This window comes from Bradyrhizobium sp. 199 (assembly GCF_023073355.1).
GTDB lineage: Bacteria > Pseudomonadota > Alphaproteobacteria > Rhizobiales > Xanthobacteraceae > Bradyrhizobium.
This window is the reverse complement of sequence record NZ_JADPJI010000008.1, coordinates 765,938-783,658: the sequence shown is the minus strand read 5'-3', so window position 1 is coordinate 783,658 and position 17,721 is coordinate 765,938. Positions and strand designations below refer to the sequence as shown.

The 17,721-nt window shown below is 61.3% G+C and carries 19 protein-coding genes; 10 read left to right on the top strand and 9 right to left on the bottom strand.

Annotated features, from left to right (window positions below):
- Window positions 1-411: 411 nt before the first annotated feature.
- Window positions 412-585, bottom strand: coding sequence for a hypothetical protein (locus IVB28_RS26130; protein WP_247529987.1), 174 nt, complete (start codon window positions 583-585; stop codon window positions 412-414).
- Between the two features lie 1,050 nt (window positions 586-1,635).
- Between IVB28_RS26130 and IVB28_RS26125 the strand changes: the two genes are divergently transcribed.
- Both IVB28_RS26125 and IVB28_RS26120 read left to right on the top strand, forming a co-directional pair.
- On the top strand, window positions 1,636-1,890 hold the full coding sequence (locus tag IVB28_RS26125; protein WP_247529986.1) for a hypothetical protein: 255 nt from the start codon (window positions 1,636-1,638) through the stop codon (window positions 1,888-1,890).
- Window positions 1,891-1,931: 41 nt separating this feature from the next.
- Window positions 1,932-2,348 carry a hypothetical protein gene (locus IVB28_RS26120; RefSeq protein ID WP_247529984.1) on the top strand — a complete coding sequence of 139 codons (417 nt, stop codon included), beginning with the start codon at window positions 1,932-1,934 and terminating at the stop codon, window positions 2,346-2,348.
- Window positions 2,349-2,396: 48 nt separating this feature from the next.
- Here the strand turns inward: IVB28_RS26120 and IVB28_RS26115 are convergent, their stop codons facing one another.
- Window positions 2,397-2,687, bottom strand: coding sequence for a hypothetical protein (locus tag IVB28_RS26115; RefSeq protein WP_247529982.1), 291 nt, complete (start codon window positions 2,685-2,687; stop codon window positions 2,397-2,399).
- 117 nt (window positions 2,688-2,804) lie between these two features.
- On the bottom strand, window positions 2,805-4,034 hold the full coding sequence (locus IVB28_RS26110) for a hypothetical protein (protein WP_247529981.1): 1,230 nt from the start codon (window positions 4,032-4,034) through the stop codon (window positions 2,805-2,807).
- A 182-nt stretch (window positions 4,035-4,216) separates the two neighbouring features.
- Here IVB28_RS26110 and IVB28_RS26105 point away from each other — a divergent pair, with 182 nt between their 5' ends.
- The gene (locus IVB28_RS26105) at window positions 4,217-4,459 is read left to right on the top strand and encodes a hypothetical protein (RefSeq protein ID WP_247529980.1); all 243 of its coding nucleotides are present in this window, start codon (window positions 4,217-4,219) and stop codon (window positions 4,457-4,459) included.
- Window positions 4,460-5,066: 607 nt separating this feature from the next.
- Here the strand turns inward: IVB28_RS26105 and IVB28_RS26100 are convergent.
- A complete protein-coding gene (locus tag IVB28_RS26100) occupies window positions 5,067-5,459 on the bottom strand; it encodes a hypothetical protein (protein WP_247529979.1) in 393 nt (130 codons plus the stop codon).
- 161 nt (window positions 5,460-5,620) lie between these two features.
- On the opposite strand from IVB28_RS26100, the gene IVB28_RS26095 reads away from it, so the two are divergent.
- Window positions 5,621-6,037: a hypothetical protein gene (locus IVB28_RS26095; RefSeq protein WP_247529978.1), complete on the top strand. Its 417-nt coding sequence runs from the start codon at window positions 5,621-5,623 to the stop codon at window positions 6,035-6,037.
- Window positions 6,038-6,040: 3 nt separating this feature from the next.
- On the opposite strand, the gene IVB28_RS26090 is transcribed toward IVB28_RS26095, so the two are convergent.
- Window positions 6,041-6,703 (bottom strand): hypothetical protein, encoded by a 663-nt coding sequence (locus IVB28_RS26090; RefSeq protein WP_247529977.1) that lies wholly within the window; start codon window positions 6,701-6,703, stop codon window positions 6,041-6,043.
- 60 nt (window positions 6,704-6,763) lie between these two features.
- Window positions 6,764-7,501 (bottom strand): metallophosphoesterase family protein, encoded by a 738-nt coding sequence (locus tag IVB28_RS26085; protein ID WP_247529976.1) that lies wholly within the window; start codon window positions 7,499-7,501, stop codon window positions 6,764-6,766.
- 193 nt (window positions 7,502-7,694) lie between these two features.
- Here IVB28_RS26085 and IVB28_RS26080 point away from each other — a divergent pair, with 193 nt between their 5' ends.
- Entirely contained in the window at window positions 7,695-8,321 is a 627-nt protein-coding gene (locus IVB28_RS26080; protein ID WP_247529975.1) for a transglutaminase-like cysteine peptidase, read from the top strand.
- Between the two features lie 11 nt (window positions 8,322-8,332).
- Here the strand turns inward: IVB28_RS26080 and IVB28_RS26075 are convergent, their stop codons facing one another.
- The 3 genes from IVB28_RS26075 to IVB28_RS26065 all read right to left on the bottom strand — a co-directional run bounded on the left by IVB28_RS26075 (window position 8,333) and on the right by IVB28_RS26065 (window position 10,547).
- Window positions 8,333-9,652 (bottom strand): hypothetical protein, encoded by a 1,320-nt coding sequence (locus IVB28_RS26075; protein ID WP_247529974.1) that lies wholly within the window; start codon window positions 9,650-9,652, stop codon window positions 8,333-8,335.
- A 100-nt stretch (window positions 9,653-9,752) separates the two neighbouring features.
- Window positions 9,753-10,028, bottom strand: coding sequence for a hypothetical protein (locus IVB28_RS26070; protein ID WP_247529973.1), 276 nt, complete (start codon window positions 10,026-10,028; stop codon window positions 9,753-9,755).
- A 75-nt stretch (window positions 10,029-10,103) separates the two neighbouring features.
- On the bottom strand, window positions 10,104-10,547 hold the full coding sequence (locus tag IVB28_RS26065) for a hypothetical protein (RefSeq protein WP_247529971.1): 444 nt from the start codon (window positions 10,545-10,547) through the stop codon (window positions 10,104-10,106).
- 367 nt (window positions 10,548-10,914) lie between these two features.
- Here IVB28_RS26065 and IVB28_RS26060 point away from each other — a divergent pair, with 367 nt between their 5' ends.
- The 5 genes from IVB28_RS26060 (at window position 10,915) to IVB28_RS26040 (ending at window position 17,677) form a co-directional block, all read left to right on the top strand.
- On the top strand, window positions 10,915-12,117 hold the full coding sequence (locus tag IVB28_RS26060) for a polysaccharide biosynthesis/export family protein (protein ID WP_247529970.1): 1,203 nt from the start codon (window positions 10,915-10,917) through the stop codon (window positions 12,115-12,117).
- Window positions 12,118-12,429: 312 nt separating this feature from the next.
- The gene (locus IVB28_RS26055) at window positions 12,430-12,861 is read left to right on the top strand and encodes a hypothetical protein (protein ID WP_247529969.1); all 432 of its coding nucleotides are present in this window, start codon (window positions 12,430-12,432) and stop codon (window positions 12,859-12,861) included.
- A 28-nt stretch (window positions 12,862-12,889) separates the two neighbouring features.
- On the top strand, window positions 12,890-14,458 hold the full coding sequence (locus IVB28_RS26050) for an O-antigen ligase family protein (RefSeq protein WP_247529966.1): 1,569 nt from the start codon (window positions 12,890-12,892) through the stop codon (window positions 14,456-14,458).
- A gap of 75 nt (window positions 14,459-14,533) precedes the next feature.
- Window positions 14,534-15,145: a hypothetical protein gene (locus IVB28_RS26045; protein WP_247529963.1), complete on the top strand. Its 612-nt coding sequence runs from the start codon at window positions 14,534-14,536 to the stop codon at window positions 15,143-15,145.
- A 267-nt stretch (window positions 15,146-15,412) separates the two neighbouring features.
- Complete coding sequence (locus IVB28_RS26040; protein ID WP_247529961.1) at window positions 15,413-17,677, top strand: polysaccharide biosynthesis tyrosine autokinase; 2,265 nt, start codon at window positions 15,413-15,415, stop codon at window positions 17,675-17,677.
- The last annotated feature ends 44 nt before the right edge of the window (window positions 17,678-17,721 follow it).

Here is a 17,721-nt window from a genome sequence, read left to right as displayed (position 1 = left end):
TGCTTAAACAACAACCTAACGCGCGGTGACCATTCATCCCAATCGCATCGCGCTTTAGGCTGAACGAGCGGACGGCCCGTTCAACCTTCGGTCGATGCTCACCGACCGAGGCGATGGCGGACGGGAATTGCCTCTGCAGAAGACAGGCTGCGCCTGGGGATGTGGGGCGCGGCGGGATAGCGGGTGGCCCGCAGCCGAAGCACCACGAAAGCGATGTTGATCGCCAGCCAAACCAACATTGCGGAAATCACAAAATGGACCACGGCCAGACCTCAGCGCGAAGTCGGGATTAACATCTCGTGATTGCTTTGGTTCCGTCCTGCAAGAGCAAAAGTTGTGGGGGTTCGGCGAGAAGGGTTGCCGTCACGGCGGACAAGGAAAGCTGCCGTCCGCCACGAGTTGTTTCCAGGACTAGCTCTTCTTGCCGGTCTTCGACCTTAACGAAAGGCCAAGCCGCAAGGCCATGCGCTTGATCGCATCAGGCGAGCGTCCGAGAGCTTTTGCCGCTTCTTCCAGCGAAGCCGAAGACTTCGCCAATTCCATGAGCCGGCGGTCTTCCTTAAACGACCAGGGCTTGCGCGCCATAACCGAAATGATCCTCTCGTCGACATAACGGCAAAGCCGCCAAGCGACCCATGTTCGCTCGACGGCTTTGCTTGGGTGGGGCCAGGCTTGGGGGAGCCCGGTGCGAAGATGGATATGCGATCGGTGAGACTTCGCAACAAACAACGCGGATTAAGCTAACCGCTCAACCTTACCCCGCTGAAATCGGCACGCGACGCTCCGTATGAGCACGGTGTTTTCGCCTGCGAATCTGATGCGCGCTCCGATCGCAGGTGACGTTGCACCGACGACGCAGGCATCGATGAGTGGAAGCACGGACAACAGCCGTTCTCGGGCCTACGATAAGCAGCTGCGCGCCGGTGAAGGGTTGGAGCGTCAGATAAGCCGGGGTTCGTGGTGTCGCTGTGTCAAGTTCTGGTAAAAAGAACTTGCGCTTCTTCTCCGCCATTTGGGCCCTCGCGTGCCGACCAATCTTCGAGCACCACGTTGCACAAACTTCATCGTCATCTGACAAAAGTTTCATCGCTACCCGATCTTGAAGTCGACACAACGAAAAGATGAAATGAGCGCGGGAGGAGCGTTCCGGCAAACGCGGGAATATTCCAGATGTTAGCTGTTTTGGTTTTGATTTCGATTTTCGCAGCGGGCTTTTGCTGCGGCTACGGTGCAAGGGCGTGGCGCTCGCGGAAGCGATCGGAGCGGTATCGTCTTTACGCACCCTATACCCCCGCCGCGATGGAGACCGGTCGAACCCAGCCGCCATCGTCATCGTAGAATCGCGCGCGGCGCCGCAACTCGCCGGTCGTGGCGAAATCGAAATAACCATGTGCGGTTAGGTTAACCCGACGCCGTCCTTGAGCGCTTTGGAAAGGCGGCCTAAGACGGATCGGTTCATGGCGGGCGTTTGGTCGCCTCGATTTTTCGGGGCGCGCAGATAGGCATAAATGGCGTATCTCATTGCGTTGCTGGGCGCGGCGACTTGCGCCCTCATTTTGATCGGGTTTGTTTGCAGCTATGGGCGGCATCTGAAAGGTCTTCCAGGTCCTTGGATCATGAACGAGGGTCATTCAAATGACTGATCAACGGCACAACGCGCCGCGCAGGTATTTCGTTGACGCGCAACGGCATCGTGTTCTGATCGGCCTTTCGTTGGAGGAGACGGCGGAATTCGAAGTGCTGGATGTTGCAGCGACCGAGGGGGCGGCCGCGGTTGAGGACGTTCGATGGCTTGAGCTCTATTCCAAGCACGAAGGAGCCTGGCGGGTGTGGATCGCACAAAGCCAGGCGGAGCGGACGCAGGATTTAGGCTTTGTTAACTATGTCTGACCGATGGTAGCGGTCCAAATCTCGAAGGTGGGATGGCCCAAATGTTTCAGCTGTTCCTGAGAGCGCGCGCACACAATCTTCTCGGCTCCCGCCGCGAGGACAAGACCTTCAAGGCGCGCTCCGCTGAGCGAGACTCGGAAACCGATCGCGCACGGATCGGAGCCGTCCTCGCGGCAATCGAAACAGCGTTGCAGGAGGCGGAGAGGGAGCAGGCCGGCCTCAACCGGCGGGTTGACGATGCCCTCGCGCGTGCATCCGTCACCTTCGGAAACGGGACCGATGAATATCTCGAGCGGGAGGCGCTCGACAATCATCATCAGGATCTCTTTGCGGCCGACATCTCGAATGGCCAACGCCGGCTCAAGGAATTGGCAAGCAGCATTGCTCATTTGAAGTTCGTCAGGACCGCAATGCTCACACGCTTTCCGGATTTCAGGCCGCCGCAGCTCAACAGCTAGCATCGGGAATTTGCTGCGCGCTCTGCGGCCATCCTTCGACTCGTCGCTTTAGGCGCGCTTTCGTGAGGAGGACGAAGTGCGCGGCAATTCGGCAACGCTTTGCCGTTTGGCGCTTTGGTCCTTTTTGCTATGGTTCCGGCAAGCATTCACGGTTTGAAGGAGCAACGAGGTGCCGGTCAGGAATATGCGAAGGTTGGTTGGATTGGCATGCGTGTTGACATTGGCTGCGCCGGCGACGGCCTCGGCGATCACCGCCGAAGTGGCACGCGCATGCGAGGCGGCGGTGGCAAAGGCCTTTCCGTCCAGGCAAATCGGAAATCCTGCGGCCGGCAGCGTCAAGGGAACGGCCAAGGATCAGCGCGAATACTTCAAAAAATGCGTGGGGAACGACGGTAAGGTCGAGGACGCTCCGGCGGAGGCCTCGAAGAACAAGCCGGCCAAATAAGACATCGGGAGCTAGCGTCGCGGCGGCGGACAGGGCGAATAGAACGCGCCATTCGCCGCATTGATGCGTTCGACGCATTGATTGGGATCAGTGACCGTTCCGGCCACCGTGAAGTCGTAGCCGATGCCCTTGATCACCACGACGTAGCGGCCGGGAGAGAGCGTGAAGCCATCCTGCTCGGGTTGCAGCAAGAGCATTCTCGGTTGGTCGTCGACCGGACCCACCTTGTAGGGGTGGGACATGCTGCGGATGACCCAGGAATCGCCGGCGCTGACCATGGCGGCTCTCCCGGTGGCATCGACGCCCATGGCTCGCGAGACTTTGGCGACGACCCGAACTTCGGTCCCGCTTGCATCGACGCCTCCATCGGGCCTGAAGACGATGAATTTGACGTCGCCGTCCATCAACGTCGTGGCGCTCGGCGTATTGATGGCCGCCGAGATCGCGACGCGGCGGTCCGGAACCTTGCTCGGCACCGGCTTGAGTTCATGGAGCTGGCCCTCGCTCAAGGCGTAGACACCGAACGTCGTCGGCAGAGGCATCGAGGGTTGTGCAGGTTGCGCCGGCTCTTTCTGGCTATCCGGCGTCCGTTCAGCAGTTTCGCCCACCACGGGAGGCGGGCTGGCGGTCGGCTGAGATTCCGGGCTGTTCGGTGCTCGCTCCGGCGGCCGCGCCATCTGCGTCAATGCGGTCAGTTGTGTCTTCAGTCGAGGCCAATAGACAACCACGGTCGCGGCCCCGCCAATGAGCAGGAGGATCGCGGTCAATCGAACGAGAGATTTGAAGGCGCCGCTCCGTTTGGGCCGGTCGAGCGAACCCGGCGGTGCGGCAGGACCGCGCGGTGCTTCCGTCTCCTTCGGAGTGGACGGTGAAGCCAAAGCCGGCGACGTGGGAATGGGCGGGGGAGTAACCGGCGCGGCAGGAGGGATATCGACCGGCGGAGAAGTCGACGCAATGGTGGCAGTAGCTTTTGCCGATGAAGACGCCGCGCTTCGCTCAAATGACCGTTCGACCTCGCGGATGGCGCGTTCAAGCACCTGCTGGAGCTCTCGCGCTTCCCGCACATCGGCGTGGGTAAATTGTTCAAGGAGCTTGATGCGGGCCAGCTCGTAAACGACATCGCGCATCTGCCGGGGGTCGTCCGAGATTTCACGGATCCGCCCTGATAACAGGCGGACAAGTCCCGCCTTGATCTCTTGCGCCTTCGAGGCGTTGGCTGCTGTGTCGCCGGGCTCCGTCATCAAGGTCGATCAACTAGCCCGGATATGGCTGTTCCGCTAGGCTGTTTCGGCCCGGATCGCTTGGCCCTGGCGATCGCCCTGATGCTCTGATCTGCAAAGGACCTTCGCGATCGTCTCGAAGAGCTTGCTTTTGGGCGGAAACCTGTGACATTTCGCCAAGCTCCTCATTCCGGTGTTTGACCATGCGCGGCGTTTTGACAGCCATTACATTCCTGGCCTTCCTGGTTCATCCAGCGTCTGCACAAGGGATCAAGGACCCGTCCAACACCACCAGCTCCAGCATCATCACGACATCGTCGAAAAAGGCGCAGACCACCCAAGCGTCCCGGCCGACCGCGGTCCGGCATGTGACGGGCAATCTTCCGGCCGGAAAGTCGGCCCAAGGCGTCTGGCGGGATGGCAAGCTGATTGCCGTGCCGCGGTGAGGCGACGCAACGAACCGTGAAGCAGTCGTGAAGGAACGGTGTTCGCCTCCCTGACGTTCTTGCTCGGGAGATATCGAATGAAACGACCAGTCCTGATCGCAATTGCGTTGCTTGTGCCCGCCACCGCCTGGGGTCAGGGCGTCAATGATCCATCGACACCCAACCGCAACGTGACCATCGTCAATCCGTCGCAGCCCGCGCGCCCCAACGCGACGCGCAATATCCCAAGCCGGATCGAGCCCCCCGTGACGACGGGTGGACGCGCTCGGCCGTATTACGGGAACAGAACCCGGACCAGCGGGTCGAGCCGTCGCTAGCGAGCTAACCACCTATTGCCGGTTGCCCTCGACCTCCAGGGTCGATGCTCCTGGCTCGTGCCGGTTCTTGCCTGCGATCCGCAGCGGGAACTTGTCGGTGCCGCGCGCTCGTATCAACCAACATCAGTCAGTCTCTCCGGAGCATGCCATCCTGGGCCTGTTTTGCCCGACAGGTCAATTGCAGCTTCGGAAAAAGCGTAAGCCATTGATCCGGCTGATGCCGTCTACTGTGCATGGGGTTGTTTTTCAGCTTTTGATGGGAGGGTCCAAGGCCCCAGATCAGGTGTCAATCACTGCCCGTTGGGAGTCATCCCGCCCCCGGCAGGAAAGTTGCTGGACTTCAGGGTCATGCCGCTGACGCGGAAGCGCACATTGCCGGCCAGATAGAGATAGTCCGAGGTGGTGCTGCCGACCGTGCGGACCTCAATGTAAGTCAACGTGATCGAGCCGACGCTCGGGGTGACCTGGGTGATGTCGACGTAGCGAGCGCCGGGAAACAGCTTCTGGTCGAGGCCGTAGAAGATCTTCTCGCGCTCTGACCACAGCACGAAGTGACCTCCGGTCTTCTGATCGACCGCCTCGGATTGAGTATGGATGACTTGCGGGTATTCGATCTGGGCGGCCCTTGCCGGCTGCGCGCCAAAGCAGATCATCAGAATGAACAAGGCAATGATGCGAGCCACGGGAAAATCCTCAAGCCAAAGAGGAAATCTTGCCGCTGAATCCACTTCCTTGCAATCGGCAAAGATATAGACTGAGGGGCAGCGGCGAGAGTTTCCGGCCAATCGTCCTTTGTGGTGTGTCTTTGGAGCGATCAGCAGTGCGAACCGTCCGAGTTGACCAATTGCCAGATGACGGATGGTGGGTTCGCGCGGTGGTCATCACGGTTGCCGGCGCGCTCGGGCTCGCTGTCGCCGGTCCACCCCTGTGTCTCGCTCAGAGCGAGCCAGAGCCGTCCCTCAACGACCATCTTCCACCGAGCGAGCCGGAAGTCTCGCGCGACGAATGGCGGCAGCGGATCGAGGACGCGCGGCGCCGGGCCACGGAGGCCTCGCGCGAGCGGCGCGAGCATCCCGAGCTCTACAAGCCGATTCCGGAGGATCCGGACCTCGTCGCGACCGAACGTCTCCTCCGCGACGATAGCCTGCAACGGGGCGACATCGTCACGACCAAGAAGGGCATGTTCGTCTATCAGGGGCGATCCGACCAGCAGCGGCGCGATCAGGACTTTGTGCCGGTCAATCCGAAATCGGTCCGCTAAGGTTCAGTACCGCCGCAGAATCTCGTTGAACCTGGGATCCGTCACTTTCGTGGTCTCGAGCAGCAGTGACTTGCCTTGGGGAGTTGCCTGCACGTAGGCCGCGATCAGCAACGGCTCGTAGCGGGAGCGATTGGCTAGCGCCGAACGGATGTCGGATTGCGCCAGCAGCTTGATCTCCTCGTCCGTTGCGGCTGCGCTCGACGTCACGGTACGGACACGAGAGATAGCAACGTCGATCGGCACCGACCCGGTCAGGTAGGACATCTTCACCGCAGGCGTCGCCGCTTCGCCGGACTGGGCCTGCAGCGTCCCGAGCGTGAGCCATAGCGCGGGCCTGATTGGTGATACTTTCAAGGCAGCGATGATGGCGGCTTGGGCGGCCTTGTTCTCGCTGGTCCTTCCGCTCGCGTCGGTTGAAGGACGGTGAAGAATGTCAGCGGCCCGCGCCGCTGCGTAATTCGCAAGCAGGTCCCCATCCAGCGAAAATGATGCCATGACGCCGCTGGCGGCAAGCTTGACCTTGTCGGGCGGAATCTCGCCCGAGAACAAGTCGCTCGCGCGGAAATTCGGTCGTACGAGATCGCCGTAGAATGCCAAGCCGGCATGAAGCGCCAGCAGGATCGCGATACAGAGGCCGACGACGCGAAGCAGGATCATGCGGTTCATGGTGGATCGACGAAGCCTGTGAGAGCAGCCAACGAAGCGACCGACGTTCAGCCGGATTCGTTAGATTGCCATCAGACTATCGCCCTGGATCGTCAGCAGCGTCAAGTTGCCGGTCGCATAGGCGCCAGTGTCGATGTTGATCCGGTTCGGGCGAATATCTGGCACGCTCACAGGCGTATGACCGTGGACGATGTATTTGCCGAAGCGCTCTTCGGAGGCCAGGAATTCTTCGCGGATCCAGAGCATATCCTCTTCCCTTTGACGCTCGAGCGCGACGCCTGGCTTGATGCCGGCATGGACGAAGAAGAAGTCCCCGCAGGTAAAGGACGAGGGCAATTGCTGCAGGAAGGCGAGGTGCTCGGGCGGCAGCGCGCGCTTCAGTCCTTCGATCAGTTCGACCTGTTGCTCCGCGGAAGGATTCATGGTCGGGCTGACGCCGTAGGAGACCAGCGTCAGCAGGCCGCCATAATGGCGCCATTCCTGCAGGCGGGCGGGGTCCTTGAGCACCTCGAGCAGGAAGACCTCGTGGTTGCCCTTGAGGCAGACCGTCTCGTGAGATTTCGAGCGTTCGATCAACAGATCAAGAACGGCACGTGAGTCCGGGCCGCGGTCGACATAGTCGCCGAGAAAGACCTGGATAGCGCGTTCGGGGGTGGAGCGGGCAAGATCGGCATCGATGACGGTTAACAACGATTGAAGCAGATCGGCGCGGCCGTGCACGTCTCCGATGGCATAGACGCGAAGGCCGTCGGGGAGCCGCGGCTTCGTCTTCTTTCGAAAGCGTCTGGAAAGGCCCATCAGGTCGGTCGAATCGCCTCTAGCGTCACGAGCGGAACGTCGAGGCCGCTCTTAGCAGAACAAGTCACACATCGGTATTCTTAATTGTTTCCGACCGATCAGCCCGCATTTTGATTAAAGGATCGCGCGACCTTTGAGCCGTATTTCAAGACGTCTCGCGTAGCGTCTCCCCAACAAGAACGGGGAGCGCGACATGCGCAAAATTGTAAAGTTCCTGGCGGCTCTGGCCGCCATCGTCGTTGCTGCGGGGGCGCATCAGCGCGCTGAAGCCGCTTTCGTCGGTGCGCCCTTGGGGCTGCGCGGTGCCATCCAGTATATCAAGTTCGACCAGCCGACGCTGGCGCCGATGGCGTTCACGCTCTTCTGCCTGAAGTACAAGGACGAATGCAAGCCGCGGCCGCAACAGATCGTGTTCAGGGGGGGGCGGCTGAAGCTCACCGCCGAGCGGCTGGCGCAAATGCAAGAGGTCAACCTGCGCGTCAATACCGCCATCCGTCCCGAGCCCAATCTGGAAGGGCTGCGCGGCGAGAAATGGCTGCTTCACCCCACCAGCGGTGATTGCAATGATTACGCCGTGACGAAACGTCACGATCTGATCGCCAAGGGCTTTCCGGCGCGCTCGGTGCTGCTCAGCGAAGTCGTGACCAGCTGGGGCGAGCATCATCTCGTTGTCGTGGTGCGCACCTTCACCGGCGATCTCGTGCTGGACAATCTCTCCGGCCATATCCTGCCGTGGTCGAAGAAGCCCTATCGCTGGGTCCGCATCCAGTCGCCCAAGAACCCGAACTACTGGGCTTCGCTGGGCGACCGCGCGGTCTGATCATCGGCGCTCTATCGTGATGACGATTGGCTGACGCCCTGCGACAGCCCCAATCCCACGATCATCGAAAGGCACAGGATTGCTGCGGGCCGCAGCAGTCCGGGACCTGCGAAGCTCTGAACCAGCGCAAAGAGAACGCAGGCCGCCGCTGCTGCGGGGAAGAACGAGTCGCGTCCGCGCTGCAAAGCGCCGAAGAACAGGCGCACCAAAGCGATCAGGCTCACCGCGATCAGGGCAGCCAGGCCGATCCACCCCATCTCTGCAAAGATGGACGCCGCCGTGGAAGGCACCGTCAAAATAGCTCCAGCGTCGCTTTGATAGATACTGCCCACTGCGGCAAAGGTCCCTGCGCCGGCGCCAAACCAGCGCGTGTCGGCCAGCATCCGCTCGAGGGCGGCCCTCGTCTCGGTCCCCATTTCCGGAACCAGACGCAGGAGGACCGGTCCAGAACTCCTCTCAAAGACAAAGGTCAGGACGATCCCCGCTCCGATCAGAGCTGCCAGCGAGAGCGCGCCCACTGCCAATGGTGAAAGGTCGAGCCTGCGAATGACGAGGATCAGCAGGATCAGCACGATGCCGAAGCTTGCTGCGATCGCGCTGTTCGTGCCTGAGAGGCCGAAGATCGCAAGCGCGCTGACCAGTGCGCCCACGAGGCCCAAAAGACCAAGCACGATCGAGCGAAGCAGCGAATGACGCGTCTCGGCCCGTTCGGCAGCGAGCTGCATGACCGCCAGGTTCAGGATGAGGCCGAAGCCGGCCAGGGTTGTCGCCAGCTCGGAAGTTGCGGCGGCCTCGGCGACTGCTGGCGACAACCGATGCAGATCCAGGGTCAAGGCGGAGAATGCGGCGACACCAGCGAGGACGAAGAGGACCAACTCGGCGCGGCCGCGGTCACGGACCACCAGAATGGTGACGCCAAGCGACGAGATCGCTGCAAGCGTCAGGAGTAGCGCGCTCACGGTCAAGCCGAGATCGGCCGTGATCGGCCCGAGCGAGAGGTCGCCCAGGACGTCGTGGGCGCTGGCCCAGATCGGGTGCGCAAAGGCTAGGGGAAGCGGTGTGAGTTGAGCCGCGATGCACAGCGGAATGGCGATCAGGATCCAGCGGCCCCAGGAGGTCGCGCGGACATAGTGCTCGTAATCGGCTTTCCGCGCGCTTGCGGTGGCCGCCAGCAGGCTGAGCGCGGCGGCCATCGTCCCGAGCTGTGCACCGAACTTGGCGCCAGCGATTTCGAGAGCGGAAGCGGAAACGATGGAAACGATGAGGGCAAAATAAGCGAGGGACAAACGCGCGCTCGAATGGAATCCTGAAACGGTCAGGTCACCATACAAGCCGTCGATTGGTTTTCAAACAGAGGTCTGCCTCGGACCAACAGCTGAGCTCGAGCCGCCCGTGCATACGTGCAAGACCGTGGCAGCGTCGATCGGCGCGTTAGCGGGTGGCCTTGACTGGGCGACCGAAGACGCGGGCGGCCCGTGTGGCGGCAAGGCCGAAGCGCGCCGCTGACCCGAAGAGATAGCCGCCCTGGAGGGCGATGGCTGCGAACATCACGCCTTTGAGGCTCTCGAGCATGGTGAGATCGATCACCAAGGCGACCGGGATCGCGGCGAGCACCATGACGAAGGTCAGCGGCAGCAGCACCAGGACGCGAAACCGTTGGCCCAGCACGGCACCTACCAGAAAGCTGAAAATCAAAAACGCGGTCATCCGAAACACTCCCGTGCCTCGGACCCTAGGTTCCCCACCCTAAAAAGACCCTTAAGCTGTATGGCTAAATTTGGCCTATTGGCCGCAATTTGCCAGCAGCGAATGATAGGCCTCGCGCAGGCCGTTCAGCGCCACCACACCCTTGATCTCGCTGTCGTTTTCCCGGACCAATAGGGATAGTGAGGGCGTGGTCTGCCATTTGCCGGCAGCGAAAGCCGAGACCTCGTCGGGCAGCAACACCGCGGCGCCTGCGGCCGCCATGCTGGCATCAAGGGTTAGGGTGCCGCCGCCGGTCGCAGCGATGGTGACCTTGGGACGGCTGCGCGGCGGGAAGGGCCGGATCAGGGCCAGCAGCACGTCAATCTTGCCCCGCGGCGCGCAGCGAACGATCAGGCCCGCGAAGTCCGGGTCGGACTGGGTCGTATCCGCTGTCTTCGTGATGGCAGCGAAGCTTTCGCCGTCCTTGGCCCCCTGGGTGCGGCTGAACTTCCAGACGGAAGAGGGGGCTGGGGTGGCCACCTCAACGATTGGGTCGCCTTGGCACGAGGGTCGCGCGCCCGCGCAGCGGTCCGCGCCGCCAAGGAGCGATCCTGCCAAGAAGGTGAACAGAAGGAAGCCAGACACGGGGGTCCTACTTTTAAGGATCCTAACTTAACAGAGGCGGGCGAGACCACGAGACATACCGCGGCCTCGACTAGGGCAATTTGCTCCCAAACCGGGCACGCGAAATACAACAAATAGTCACAATGGGTTAAACAAAGCCTCAAAGAGTGGCCCACACGCAACAGTGGCGGACGGATCGCTCCGTTAACCACCGGGAACCCTTGTCGCACCACAGCCTAGGCCGTACCAATCTACGTCAATTGGGGACTCTCGGGCGCCATTCATGTCATCTATTGCCAAGACCTATGTTTTGAAGCCTGCATTCCTGGCCGCCGCTTTGGCGCTCGGAGCGTGTTCGACCAACCCTGGCTCGGGTCCGCTGACGGACGATGTTAACAACAAGATCCAGACAGAAAACGCGCCGGCCTATGAGCTGGTGCCGCTCAATCCGGCCACGGTGAAGATCCTGCACACCCATGAGCCGAAGGGGCTGGCCGGCGTGTTCACCGATCGCCGTCCGCCCGCCAGCATCGTGTTCGGCATCGGTGACGTCGTCAGCGTCACCATCTTCGAAGCCGCCGCAGGCGGTTTGTTCATTCCGGCGGAAGCCGGCGTCCGCCCCGGTAACTATGTGACGATCCCGGATCAGTCGGTCGACAATGACGGCTTCATCACCGTTCCCTATGCCGGCCAGATCAAGGCCGCGGGCCGCACGGCGGTGGAGATCCAGCGCTCGATCATCGAGAAGATCGGCAACCGCGCCATCGAGCCGCAGGCCGTGGTTTCGATGTCCTCGCAGCGTACCCAGCTGATCAGCGTGCTCGGCGAAGTCAATGCTCCCGCGCGTTATCCGGCGAGTGCGGCGGGTGCAAAGGACAAGGTGCTCGATGCGATCACCCGCGCCGGCGGCATCAAGGGCCAAGGCTTCGAGACCTGGGTCATGCTGGAGCGTGGCGGACGACGCGCCACCGTGCCGTTCGAAAATCTCGTGATGGCGCCCGAGAACAACGTCTATGTTCGCCCCGACGACAGCATCTACGTCTATCGCGAGCAGCAGAAGTTCATGGCGTTCGGCGCAAGCGGCCAGAGCGGCGAGTTTAACTTCGATGCCTGGCGCATCAACCTCGCTGAAGCCGTCGGTAAGGCCGGTGGTCTCCTCGATGGTCAGGCCGATCCTGCTGCCGTGTATCTCTATCGCCGCGAGCCTCGCGAGGTCGCTGCCCAGCTCGGCATCGACGTGAGCAAGTACACCTCGGAGACGATCCCGGTCATCTTCAACGTCAACTTCCGAGACCCGAGCGGCTTCTTCCTGGCCACCAAGGTCATGATGAAGAATGGCGACATCCTCTACGTCTCGAACTCGCGCAACGTCGAGGTTGCCAAGTTCCTGCAGTACATGCGGGTGATCATGGCGACCGGCAACGATGCAATAAATCTGCCGAACAACGCGCTGATCTTCCGCAACAACATCAAGCTGGCGCCGTAAGGCGCTGACTTGATCGACCAAAAGAGATGGCACCGGGGCCTTTGTCCCGGTGCCATTTTCGTTTAGATCGCAGCGATTCTGCTGCGGCTACGAGTTCGGGAGAGGATCAAGGCGCCACTGAGCGCCAGTCATCGGGCATCCCGCACTGTTGCAAGGGGCTTCATGCGCTTTAGAGCATTCTGGTGTCTTCTGGCTTTTGTCCCGCTCGCCTTCGGGCTCGCACCGGGCGGGACGGCTCTTGGCGCTGCCGCAGAGCTGGGCGTCCGCCATCGCATCGACGTGATGGTCTCCGCCGAATCTGACGCGCCAATCTTGTCGCGGCTGAAGGGAGCCGGGGGCGAGCTTTCGTTCACGATCCGGCTGTCGGCGAACTCCAAGGAGAGCAAGTTCTTCGGGATGCTGCGCCCATCTTTCCCCAATATCGTCGTTCCCGATCGCCCAGGCAAACCGCTGGTCCAGCAGACCAAGCTGTGGGAGGAGGACGTTTGCCATCAGCGCCGCGGTCTGCCGAAGGTCACCGTGACCCAGCTCAGTGGACGACTTGGCGAGGGGGAGAGCCGGATTGAGATCTCTGCGATCAACCGGCATATCGGCGTCCTGGTCCCGCCCGATGAATTAACCCCCGGAATAAAACTCGATCAGGGGAGTGATAGCTTTGGGCTATTCTACGCCTTCCGGGCGCAGACCCGGAACAGCCGCCTCAACGTCGATCTGAAGATCTACCCCATCGATTGCTTCCTCTAAGCTAAAGCGAAGCTCGCAAGACATCACGATGCGCTTTTGGCCTGCCAACATCGACTGGTTCAGGATTCGCTGGTCGTGGAGCATGCCCGCGACCTTCATCCTGTTTTTCGTCACCGCCGGCGCGCCGTTCCCGTTCGGCTCGACCAATGATCTGTCGATCGCGTTCTGGTGCCTGTGCCTCGGGATCGCGGTGGTGTTCGCGCCGACGCGCGATCTGCGGCGACCGCAGCTGTGGCTGCTCGCCGGCATCGGCGTGATCGTTGCCGCTTACGCCTTCGTGCTCCATGAGCAGCTCTCCGACCATCCCTGGGTGGCGCCGTTCCAGCCGATCTGGAAGCAGGCCTCCGATCTTCTGGGCGTGCCGATCGCCCCGTCTGCTTCCATCGTCAAGAACGAGGCGTTCTTCGCGCTCGGCGCGCCGCTCGCCAACATCCTCGCGATCGTGCTCGGCATCACCGTCGGCGCGAACCGCGACCGCGCGCGCCGGTTGCTGTGGGTGATCGCGATCTCGGGCGCGCTCTACGCGCTCTACGGCGTGCTCTCGTTCCTGATCGAGCCCACCATGATCCTGTGGCGGGACAAGACGGCTTATCTCGGCAGCGTCACCGGCACCTTCATCAACCGCAACACGGCCGCGGCTTATTTCGGCTCAGCTGCGGTGACCTGGATGCTGCTGATCCTGGAAGATATTCGCCGCCGTCTTCCTGAACGGCACATTGAATGGAAACGCCTGTCGCTCGATCTGCGGGCGATCCCGCCGAAAGAAATCCTGCCACAGCTCGCATGCCTCTTGAACTGCCTGATGGCGATGTTCATGACGACCTCGCGCGCCGGCGTCGGCCTGTCGCTGCTCGCGATGATCGTCGCGTTCACACTGTTCCTGCGCAAAGATTTGCCGCCGCGCACCGGGATCTGGATCTCTCTCGGCTCCAGCATCGCCGTGGCGCTCGGCCTGTTGCAGTTCTTGGGCGGCCGCGTCTCCAGTCGGTTCGACAGCCAGGGCCTGCTCGACGAGGGCCGCATCGAGGCCTGGAAATCGACGCTCAGAATCATCGGCGACAATCCCTGGTTCGGCACCGGCATAGGCACCTTCCAATGGGCCTTCCCGCCTTACCGCAGCCCCAACATCTCGATTCGCGGCGTCTGGGACGCCGCGCATTCGACGCCGCTGGAGCTTGCCTCCGAGGTGGGCATCCCCATGGCGCTGCTGGTGGCGCTGGGTTGGGCCATCATGCTGCTGGTGCTGGCGCGGGGCGTGTTCGGACGTCGCCGCGATGCCATCATCCCGCTGGTGGCCGCGGCGACGGCGACTCTGTCGCTCTTGCATTCGTGCCTCGATTTCACGCTGCAGGTGCCCGGCTACAGCATTCCATTCTTTGCGCTTTTCGGCGCGGGCCTGGCGCAATCTTTCTCGAGCCGGGAGAGCCGGCCGGCCGCCGAGACTCGCTCTACCAGCCGGCGAGGCGAGGGCGGCCCGGCCACCGCCGGCACGGCCAGGCGCCAGCTGCCCGAGCTCTACAAAGTGTCCAGATTTGAAGCAGCTGCGCTGTTTACGAAGTTTTTAGTAAAAATGGACAGCCCTTCTTTCTTTCGCTAGGTTGTTGCACCGCACAGCCATTTTGCCCGGCCGAACAGGCAGATCGGCGCATCTGATTTTTTGGGAGGTTGATTTATGAGCGTTATCAGAAACGCGCTTCGCATGGCTGCCGCCGCTGCCCTCGCGGCGACGATCTCGTCGGTCGCCAGCGCGGCCGTTTACCCGCCACAGCGCCAGCTGCCGGCTACCGTCATTTCCGACTTCAAGGCTTCTCCCAACAGTCTGCTGCAGCAATACCCGAGCGGCGGCCCGCAACTGATCTCGCGCGTGCGCGACCTCGGCGCCTCCGACCCCACCACGCTCCCCGGCCTGATCGCGCTGTTGAAGGATCCCGCGACCACCAAGGACCAGATGCGCGCGATTGTCGGCGGCCTCGCCCAGGTCGCCCGCATGGCGGCGCAGTCGGACCAGGCCTATGCCAACGAGATCCAGACCGCGATTGCTGGCACCGGCGATCCCGATGTGATCGCCTCCTACCAGGCGGCGACCGGCGACGCTGCGATCGCTGCGACCGGCGGCGCGGGAGGCGGTGGCACTGGCGCAGGCGGTCCGACGGGCAACGGCTTCCCCACGGGCGGCGGTGGCGGCGGTGTGGTCGTGTTCGGCAACAACACTACGGCCAACCACGCGCCCAATACCGGTAATGGCGGCGTTGGCGGCAGCACGAACAGCGTCAGCCCGCGCTAATCGGCATCGGCCCGGCGGCAGGCCCATGACACCTCACGGCAACGTCGCCCACGGGCGTCGCTTTGCTTTTTGCGCCGTTAAGCTTCCTGCAAAAAGTCGCGCAAGCCGTGCTGTGCAGTGCATCCACCGCGTTCAATTGCAGGCAGGCTTATGTTAGTGTTGCGCGCAGCGCAGGCTTTGGCATCGGGTTTGCTCCGGACGCCATCAGGCTTTTGGCCACCATTGATTCCAAGAACAAACATCGATCCATTTTCAGGAATTCGCTAGATGCTGCAGGTGAACAAGCCGACCTCGGAGATCAACCGTGATTTCGCCGAGACCGACGGCTCTCCGTCGCAGACGCTGACCTCCTATCTTGACATCGTCAGGCGCCAGTTCCCGACCATGGTAGCGATCGTCTCGGCCTGCGTGATCCTGGCGCTGCTCTATCTCTTCACCGCCGAGCCGCTATTTACCTCCACTGCCTCGATGGTGATCGACACCCGCAAGGTGCAGCTGTTTCAGCAGCAGTCGGTCCTTGGCGATGTTGCTATAGATGCTGCAGCAGTCGAGACTCAAGTTGAGATACTGAAAGCAGAGAACATTAGCCTCTCTGTGATTCGTGATCTGCATCTCGTCGAGGATCCTGAATTTACCGGCACGGGCGGCGGCTTGCTTGGGTCGGTTGTCAGTTTTGTCGGCAGCCTGTTCTCTGAGAGCAATGCGGTGTCTGAATACGAGCAGGTGCGCAAGGCGCTGAGACGCTTCGAAAAAAACCGCGACGTCAATCGCATCAAAGGCACTTATGTGATGGAGGTTGGTTTCACATCGAAGGATCCGGGGAAGGCTGCGAAGATCGCAAATGCTATCGTGGACGCCTATATCGTTGACCAGCTCGAGGCTAAATACCAGTCGACCCGCCGCGCCAGTGTCTGGTTGCAGGACCGTATCAAAGAGCTGCGTACCCAGGCCTCCGCCGCGCAAAAGGCGGTGGTAGACTTCAAAACCACCAACAATATCGTCGACACTGGCGGACGGCTGATGAACGAGCAACAACTTGCCGAGGTCAACAGCCAGCTTATCCTGGCGCGTGCAGCCACCGCCGAGGCCAGGGCGCGGCTTGATCGCATGAATGATATCCAGAAGCACGACATTCCGGACGCCAACGTTGCGGACGCGCTTAAGAATGAGACCATCGTCAAACTGCGCGCGCAATATGTCGATATGGCTTCCAAGGAATCGATCTGGTCGATCAAATATGGCCGAGATCATCTCGCGGCCGTGAATTTGCGCAGCCAGATGGCGGAGATCAAGAAGAACATCCGGGATGAACTGAGGCGTATCCAGGAGTCTTACAAGAGCGACTACGATATTGCTGGGACTCGTGAGGAAAGCATCAAGTCGAGCCTCGCCAATATTGTCTCGGAATCCCAGCTTACCAATCAGGCTCAGGTGCAGCTTCGCGAACTCGAGAGCAATGCGCAGAGCTATCAAGCGATGTACGACAACTTCCTGCAGCGCTACATGGAAAGCGTGCAGCAGCAGTCGTTCCCGATCACCGAGGCGCGCGTGATTAGCGTGGCGACAATGCCGCTGGTGAAGAGCTATCCCAAATCTCTTCTCGTTCTGAGCGCGGCTCTGCTCGGAGGCTTGATGCTGTCCTTTGGTGTGGCAACGGCCCGGGAAATGACTGACAAGGTGTTCCGTACAACCAAACAGGTCGAGGACGCTCTCGGAGTGAGCTGCATCGCGATCCTCCCGGTTCTCAGCTCTTCGCCTGGGTCGCGGTCGGGGTGGATGATGCCGAGCGGTCGGGGAGCGGGGAGCAACAGCCAGCAGCCCGATCTGCTCCGCTACGTTGTTGGCAATCCGCTATCGCGCTTCTCGGAAGCCGTACGTTCGGTGAAAGTTGCCGCTGATCTCAATCAAATTCTGCGTGAGAATCGCGTGCTAGCGACCACTTCGACCTTGCCGAACGAAGGCAAGAGCACGCTCTCGAGCAATCTCGCTCAACTCGTGGCGCATGGCGGCGCGCGCGTCGTTCTGGTCGATGGCGACCTGCGCAACCCTTCACTCTCCCGTGCGCTGGTGCCGGACGCGAAGGCAGGCTTGGTGGATGTCATCGCGCAGAAGGTCAAGCTTGAGGATGCGCTGGTGGTCGACCCAGTGACGCAGCTCTCGATCTTGCCTGCCGGGACTACTTCGAAATTGTTGCACACCAACGAGATCTTGGCCTCGAAGGCGATGCGTGAACTGGTCTCCCTGCTCCGCACCCAATTCGACTACGTCGTAATGGACATGCCGCCAATGGCGCCCGTTGTGGACGTGCGCGTCACGTCTAGCTTCGTCGACTCTTACATTTTCGTACTGGAATGGGGCAAAACCAAAATCGACGTCGTCAGGCATAACCTGCGCACCGCGCCCGAGATCCAGGATAAGCTGCTGGGCGTAGTCTTGAACAAGGCGGATACGAAGGCACTTGCGCGTTATGAATCCTATCACGGACGCTACTATTACCAAAAGTACTATGCGCGCTATGGATATGTGGAGTAGGAGGCCGACCGCAGATTCTGGGCCTCTAAAAAGCTAGCTGGGAT

Bases quoted from the DNA above. Each gene is read 5' to 3' on its own strand.
- IVB28_RS26130 (WP_247529987.1), bottom strand. From the start codon at position 585: ATGGCGCGCAAGCCCTGGTCGTTTAAGGAAGACCGCCGGCTCATGGAA.
- IVB28_RS26125 (WP_247529986.1), top strand. From the start codon at position 1,636: ATGACTGATCAACGGCACAACGCGCCGCGCAGGTATTTCGTTGACGCG.
- IVB28_RS26120 (WP_247529984.1), top strand. From the start codon at position 1,932: ATGTTTCAGCTGTTCCTGAGAGCGCGCGCACACAATCTTCTCGGCTCC.
- IVB28_RS26110 (WP_247529981.1), bottom strand. From the start codon at position 4,034: ATGACGGAGCCCGGCGACACAGCAGCCAACGCCTCGAAGGCGCAAGAG.
- IVB28_RS26105 (WP_247529980.1), top strand. From the start codon at position 4,217: ATGCGCGGCGTTTTGACAGCCATTACATTCCTGGCCTTCCTGGTTCAT.
- IVB28_RS26090 (WP_247529977.1), bottom strand. From the start codon at position 6,703: ATGAACCGCATGATCCTGCTTCGCGTCGTCGGCCTCTGTATCGCGATC.
- IVB28_RS26085 (WP_247529976.1), bottom strand. From the start codon at position 7,501: ATGGGCCTTTCCAGACGCTTTCGAAAGAAGACGAAGCCGCGGCTCCCC.
- IVB28_RS26080 (WP_247529975.1), top strand. From the start codon at position 7,695: ATGCGCAAAATTGTAAAGTTCCTGGCGGCTCTGGCCGCCATCGTCGTT.
- IVB28_RS26070 (WP_247529973.1), bottom strand. From the start codon at position 10,028: ATGACCGCGTTTTTGATTTTCAGCTTTCTGGTAGGTGCCGTGCTGGGC.
- IVB28_RS26060 (WP_247529970.1), top strand. From the start codon at position 10,915: ATGTCATCTATTGCCAAGACCTATGTTTTGAAGCCTGCATTCCTGGCC.
- IVB28_RS26050 (WP_247529966.1), top strand. From the start codon at position 12,890: ATGCGCTTTTGGCCTGCCAACATCGACTGGTTCAGGATTCGCTGGTCG.
- IVB28_RS26045 (WP_247529963.1), top strand. From the start codon at position 14,534: ATGAGCGTTATCAGAAACGCGCTTCGCATGGCTGCCGCCGCTGCCCTC.
- IVB28_RS26040 (WP_247529961.1), top strand. From the start codon at position 15,413: ATGCTGCAGGTGAACAAGCCGACCTCGGAGATCAACCGTGATTTCGCC.